The sequence below is a fragment of the Chitinophaga sp. genome (assembly GCF_035564935.1).
Taxonomy (GTDB): domain Bacteria; phylum Bacteroidota; class Bacteroidia; order Chitinophagales; family Chitinophagaceae; genus Chitinophaga.
Genome location: NZ_DATMTE010001019.1, coordinates 1 through 5,045, shown reverse-complemented (window position 1 = coordinate 5,045; position 5,045 = coordinate 1). Strand labels below are relative to the sequence as shown.

Here is a 5,045-nt window from a genome sequence, read left to right as displayed (position 1 = left end):
CAGGGTATCCGCTGTAGCCGCCGCATTTGGTAAATCATTTTCTCCAACATAGATCACGATCTGGCGGGGATGATAAGGGAAAATAATATCATTGGCAAAATAGGTAATATCGTTGGTCACGGCGCCGCCTACTCCCCTGTTCAACACTACATAACGGCTGAAATTACGTTCCAGGTCATCCCACTTCCTGATAGATGAACTCCCCACAAACAGCACCGGATGTTCAGGGGCTGCATACATCCTGTCAAATTCTTTAATGGTATTAACGTCTTTGGAGAAACGCAGCGGCGATTGGGCAAATACGGAAGCGGTTACATTCAGCAGCGCAAAACATACAACAACGAAATATTTTTTCATAACAGTTTAATTTTTCAGGTGCTTAAGATAAAAGAAATATTTATTTTGGAACAAACAATTACATGAATACGCATCCTGTAAACTTAATGGTCCGTTTCCTGCTGGAGATATTAATGCTGGTGATACTGGGATACCGCGGGTGGCACCTGGGGGAAGGATGGCTTTCTTATGTACTGGCACTGGCGTTTCCTCTCTGCGCCGCAGTGCTATGGGGCGTATTTCGTATTCCAAACGACCCCAAGCCTGCACCGGTAGCTATTCCCGGCGTAGCGCGACTGTTACTGGAGTTTCTTTTATTCGGTGCAGCGGTATGGTCGTTAGCCTCGTTGAGGTACCTGCACGGGAGCATTGCGCTGGCGGTGGTGGTAATAATACATTACGCCGTATCCTGGGACAGAACCCTGGTAATGCTGCAAAATAAACCCTACAACGGGTTTGCGGGAAAAAAGATCATGGGAATGAAACCTTAGAAATACCACACGGTTTCCGGCGCCACGCTTACGTTTACGGCAGCGCCTTTTTTAAGACGGATATCCGTGGTTTTAACGGTTACTATTTCCTCTCCCAGCGCTACCTCCGCTTCAAGGAAACTGCCATAGTAAGCAATATCGCGGATCTTTCCTGGCACGGCGTCTTTTTTCGTGCGTACAATTTTGAAATCTTCCGGCCTTATAAAAACGGACTTACCGTTCAGTACAATGCCTGGCAATCCCTCCAGCACAGCGGCTTTCCCCGGGGCGAGCAGGTTATATTTTCCAAATAAGCCCGCTACATACTCATTTACCGGCTGGTTATAGATCTGTTGTGGTGATCCCTGCTGCACAATTTCCCCGTCTTTCATCACGAGTATTTCATCTGCCCAGGGCAGTATATCCATGGGATCATGGGAAATCAACATCACGGTGATGCCGAGCTTATCGCCTATATCGCTGATCACGTTTTTCAGGATGCTTTTATGGATCATATCCAGGTTGGAATAGGGCTCATCCAGTAAAAACAGCCGGGGAGAGGATATCAGCAACCGGGCCATGGCAATGCGTTGTTTTTCTCCACCCGAGAGCTGGTCTGTTTTTCTTTTCAGGAGATGGGAGATCCGGCAGATACTATAGATCTCCGCTGCTTCTTCATCGGTAAGTTTGTTGGCATAGGACAGAATTTCTTCCACCCTGTAATTATTTCTCAGTTCAAAATGCTGGGAGAGGTAGGCGGTGCCCGGATGTCCTGGTATCAATACTTCCAGCGCCCCTTTTACACGTTTGCCTTCAAACATCACAGTACCGCTGTCTGCCTGGGCCATACCGCCTACTATTTTCATCAGCGTACTTTTACCGGAGCCGGTTTCGCCCGCAATCACTATTTTCTGAAACGCCTGTTGTGTAAAGCTAACATTCTTTAAAATATAAGCGCCGTGCAGTTCCTTGCTGATGTTTGATACTTCGAGAAAATTCATTCGCGCAAATTAATAAAAATAGCGGAGTTTGTCTGACACGGAGTTTATCTGGCCAAGGATGATGATGATTACGCTGATTTTGTTTTTAAGAATTTTCGCCCATCCGTTACAGGCTCCCCGGGGAGGCCCTAACTACCGGACCTCCCCGGATTCTTACGGGCGAACGCGGATGATGGTTTTTCCCTTCGTCCGCCTGCCAGGATTGAATGCTGCAACGGCGTCGCTGAGGGTAGCGATGTTGCCGATGTTTGTCCGCAGACGTCCTTCCCGCACCCGCTGAACAAGCTCGCTCAGTTGGGCGCGATCGGGTACAACAACGAAGTCGATCGTCAAACCGCCTGCAGGCCGCGCCTCGGTTGGGCCGGCAATGGTTACCAGCGTTCCTCCGGCGCGGATCACACCTGCAGACCGCATCACGATATCTCCGCCAAGAACGTCGAAAACAAGATCAACGCCACCGACATCTTCCAGGACATCTTTTTCAAGGTCAATGAACTCTTGCGCGCCAAAGTCGAGCGCCGCCTGACGGCCGTCAGCGCGTCCGGTGCCGATAACATAGGCCCCTGCCTCACGTGCAAGCTGGGTTGCCATCGAACCAACTACGCCAGCCGCACCGTGCACCAGAACGCTCTGCCCCGCACGAAGACGGCCATGCTCGAACAATCCCTGCCACGCAGTCAGGCCCGGCATCACGAGGGCCGCACCCACCGTGAAATCAACATCACCCGGCAACGGCGCGAGGTTACGCGCCTCAACCACTGCATACTCCGCCAGCGTGCCATCGCGGGTCCAATCCGTGAGGCCAAATACCCGCTGTCCTACCGACAATCCTGTTGTTCCATAGCTAAGCGAGGTGACTACTCCGGCCACCTCATGGCCGGGGATCGAAGGCGTCCTGTCACGGCCAAGGCGGTCGATCCAGGTTGAGGGCCACGATAGCTCGTCCCCGGTGAATCCCGACGCATGCACCTGAACTACAACATCGCCGTAGTTCGCGCCCGACAGGCTGCCAAGTCCCTGTGGCTCGGGCCGTTCCACCAGCTTCATGCCGGCCGTTCCTGCAGCCTGGTCCGTTACAACGATAGCTTTCATAGCACACCCTCCTTCCGGCTTGTAAACAAACAGCCATTTAATGAAGAAATGTTACTGTACACTACTGTTTTCATCTTTTTGGTTTTTAGCGTTAATACTGATCGCGTGATCTTAACATGAAAAGTTGCACAACGACTTTATCAATGTCAGGATAAAATTATGTGCTAATTTGGTTACGCTGATGGTCCAATTTTAAAATATACAGGGGTCCAGTTATAATTAAGAAATTTCGTTTTAAAAAGGTGGGGCAGCATGGTCCTTTATACCTGCAATTGGAATCCGAAATTATTCAGTTGATATATATATCGGCGCCCTGAAACCAGGGCAGGCACTTCCTTCTTCACGCGGGCTGGCACAGGCCTGCAACTCAATCGTAAAATGGTTGTGGCGGCCTGCGAGGAATGATAAAGTATCTCTAAATTAAATCCAGGTAATCAGTATAATCATCATAATCCTGAGTCAGACAACCTTCGCGGCGCCTTCGGCGCCATTTCAACCGCGCCAGGCGTTCCGCAGGAAACGAAGCCAGTTGCCGTGCATCACGTTGCCGATGTCGGCGGCACTGTAACCTCTTTTCGCCAGGAGGGCCGGTAATTGCTGCATATCAGCAATTGTTTCCAGGTCGTAAGGACACTGTTCTTTACCGAATGCGCCATCCAGGTCGGTGCCAATGCCTACATGCAGGGAATTGCCTGCAATCTGGCAGATATGATCCATGTGATCGATCATTTTTTCCAGGTTACAGCCCATGCTTTTAGGATCGGACTGGCCGCGAACCCAGCCGGGGACCATCATCCAGGCGTCGAGAGCGCCACCTATAACGGCGCCTTTCTGAATGAGGACTTTGATCATATCATCGCTGAACTGCCGGTTGTGATTTACCAGGGCGCGGCAGTTATTATGGCTGGCCCATACGGCGCCGTTAAACAGGTCCATTGCATCCCAGAAGGCGTCGTCGCAAAGATGAGTGGCATCGAGGATGATATGAAGCCGTTCCATTTCCCGGATGAGTTGTTTGCCCTGTTCGTTCAGATGGCCGGTGGCATCGGTGCCATTGGCATAGCGGCCGGGCCCGTAATGGGCGGGACCAACAGCCCGCAACCCGTTGGTATAAGCGCGTTCGAGGTAATCCAGGTTTACGATGGAGTCTGCCCCTTCCAGGCTAAGTATATAACCGATGGGCTTTTTATCGTTTGGAGCGCCATTGTTCCACAGTTGCAGATGCTGTTCCAGGCCCTGCAGGTCTTTAATCATCACCATTTCACCGGCATCTTCCATTGCTTTATACCAGGCCAGCTGCCCCTGTGTTTGCGCCCATGCCTGTTCCGGTGAATGCCATCCCGGCAGCGGGTTATCCAGCGCTACATAACGGCCAATTTGTGTGGCCACTACCAACCCGATATTCCCCTTCCGGAGTTCCGGGAATGCCACCACGCCTTTGGCGCGATCGGGTTTATCATTCATACCGGCTTCCCTGCTGCGAATGGCTGTTACCGGCTGTTGCAGGTCCCTGTTCCATTCCAGCGCATTCATGCTCAAATCAAGATGTGCATCTATTGTAAACATAATTCTATCCTTATACGGCTATCAGTACAGTTCAAACAAGGCTTCTATTTCTACCGGTATATTGTCGGGCAGGGAGCCAAATCCTACCGCACTTCTCACGCCTACGCCGTTCTCTTCTCCCCATATTGCGGCAAACAGTTCGCTGCAACCGTTTATAACATAAGGATGCCGCTCAAAGTCGGGCGTACAGTTTACCATGCCTAATACCTTGATCACCCTTTTCACTTTGTTCAGGCTACCCATATGCGTTTTAATGGTCGATAGCATAGTTAATCCCACCTGTCGTGCAGCCAGCTTACCCTGTTCCATGTCAAGCGCATCCCCTATCCGGCCGATGATCAGTGATTTATCATTCTGCACAGGGCCATGACCGGAGAGATACAGGTATTTGCCATCAATAAGGCAAGGTTTGTAAACGCCCAATGGCGATGGAGCCGGTGGCAGTTCCAGTCCGAGGGCTGCTAATTTCTCTTCTGCATGATTGTTTTCCATAGTTGCTGTTTTAATCTGCTTATAAATATATCACTTCCTCCTTTGAAAAAAGGCGCAGGCAAGATAGTTAATCTAAGCAGAAAAACAG

5 protein-coding genes and 1 pseudogene are annotated in these 5,045 nt (G+C 50.6%); 1 reads left to right on the top strand and 5 read right to left on the bottom strand.

The window, feature by feature from the left end:
• Positions 1 to 357 (bottom strand): annotated as a pseudogene (locus tag VN105_RS26475) (GDSL family lipase); the annotation flags it as partial.
• 62 nt (positions 358 to 419) lie between these two features.
• On the opposite strand from VN105_RS26475, the gene VN105_RS26470 reads away from it, so the two are divergent.
• A complete protein-coding gene (locus VN105_RS26470) occupies positions 420 to 827 on the top strand; it encodes a YrdB family protein (RefSeq protein WP_325645915.1) in 408 nt (135 codons plus the stop codon).
• On the opposite strand, the gene VN105_RS26465 is transcribed toward VN105_RS26470, so the two are convergent.
• From VN105_RS26465 to VN105_RS26450, 4 genes are all read right to left on the bottom strand, one after another.
• On the bottom strand, positions 824 to 1,807 hold the full coding sequence (locus tag VN105_RS26465) for an ABC transporter ATP-binding protein (protein ID WP_325645913.1): 984 nt from the start codon (positions 1,805 to 1,807) through the stop codon (positions 824 to 826). The two genes, VN105_RS26470 and VN105_RS26465, sit on opposite strands and share 4 nt — an antisense overlap.
• A 153-nt stretch (positions 1,808 to 1,960) precedes the next feature.
• A complete protein-coding gene (locus VN105_RS26460) occupies positions 1,961 to 2,899 on the bottom strand; it encodes an NADP-dependent oxidoreductase (RefSeq protein ID WP_325645911.1) in 939 nt (312 codons plus the stop codon).
• A gap of 492 nt (positions 2,900 to 3,391) precedes the next feature.
• A complete protein-coding gene (locus VN105_RS26455; protein WP_325645909.1) occupies positions 3,392 to 4,465 on the bottom strand; it encodes a dipeptidase in 1,074 nt (357 codons plus the stop codon).
• Positions 4,466 to 4,486: 21 nt separating this feature from the next.
• Positions 4,487 to 4,957 carry a RidA family protein gene (locus VN105_RS26450; RefSeq protein WP_325645907.1) on the bottom strand — a complete coding sequence of 157 codons (471 nt, stop codon included), beginning with the start codon at positions 4,955 to 4,957 and terminating at the stop codon, positions 4,487 to 4,489.
• Between the last annotated feature and the right edge of the window lie 88 nt (positions 4,958 to 5,045).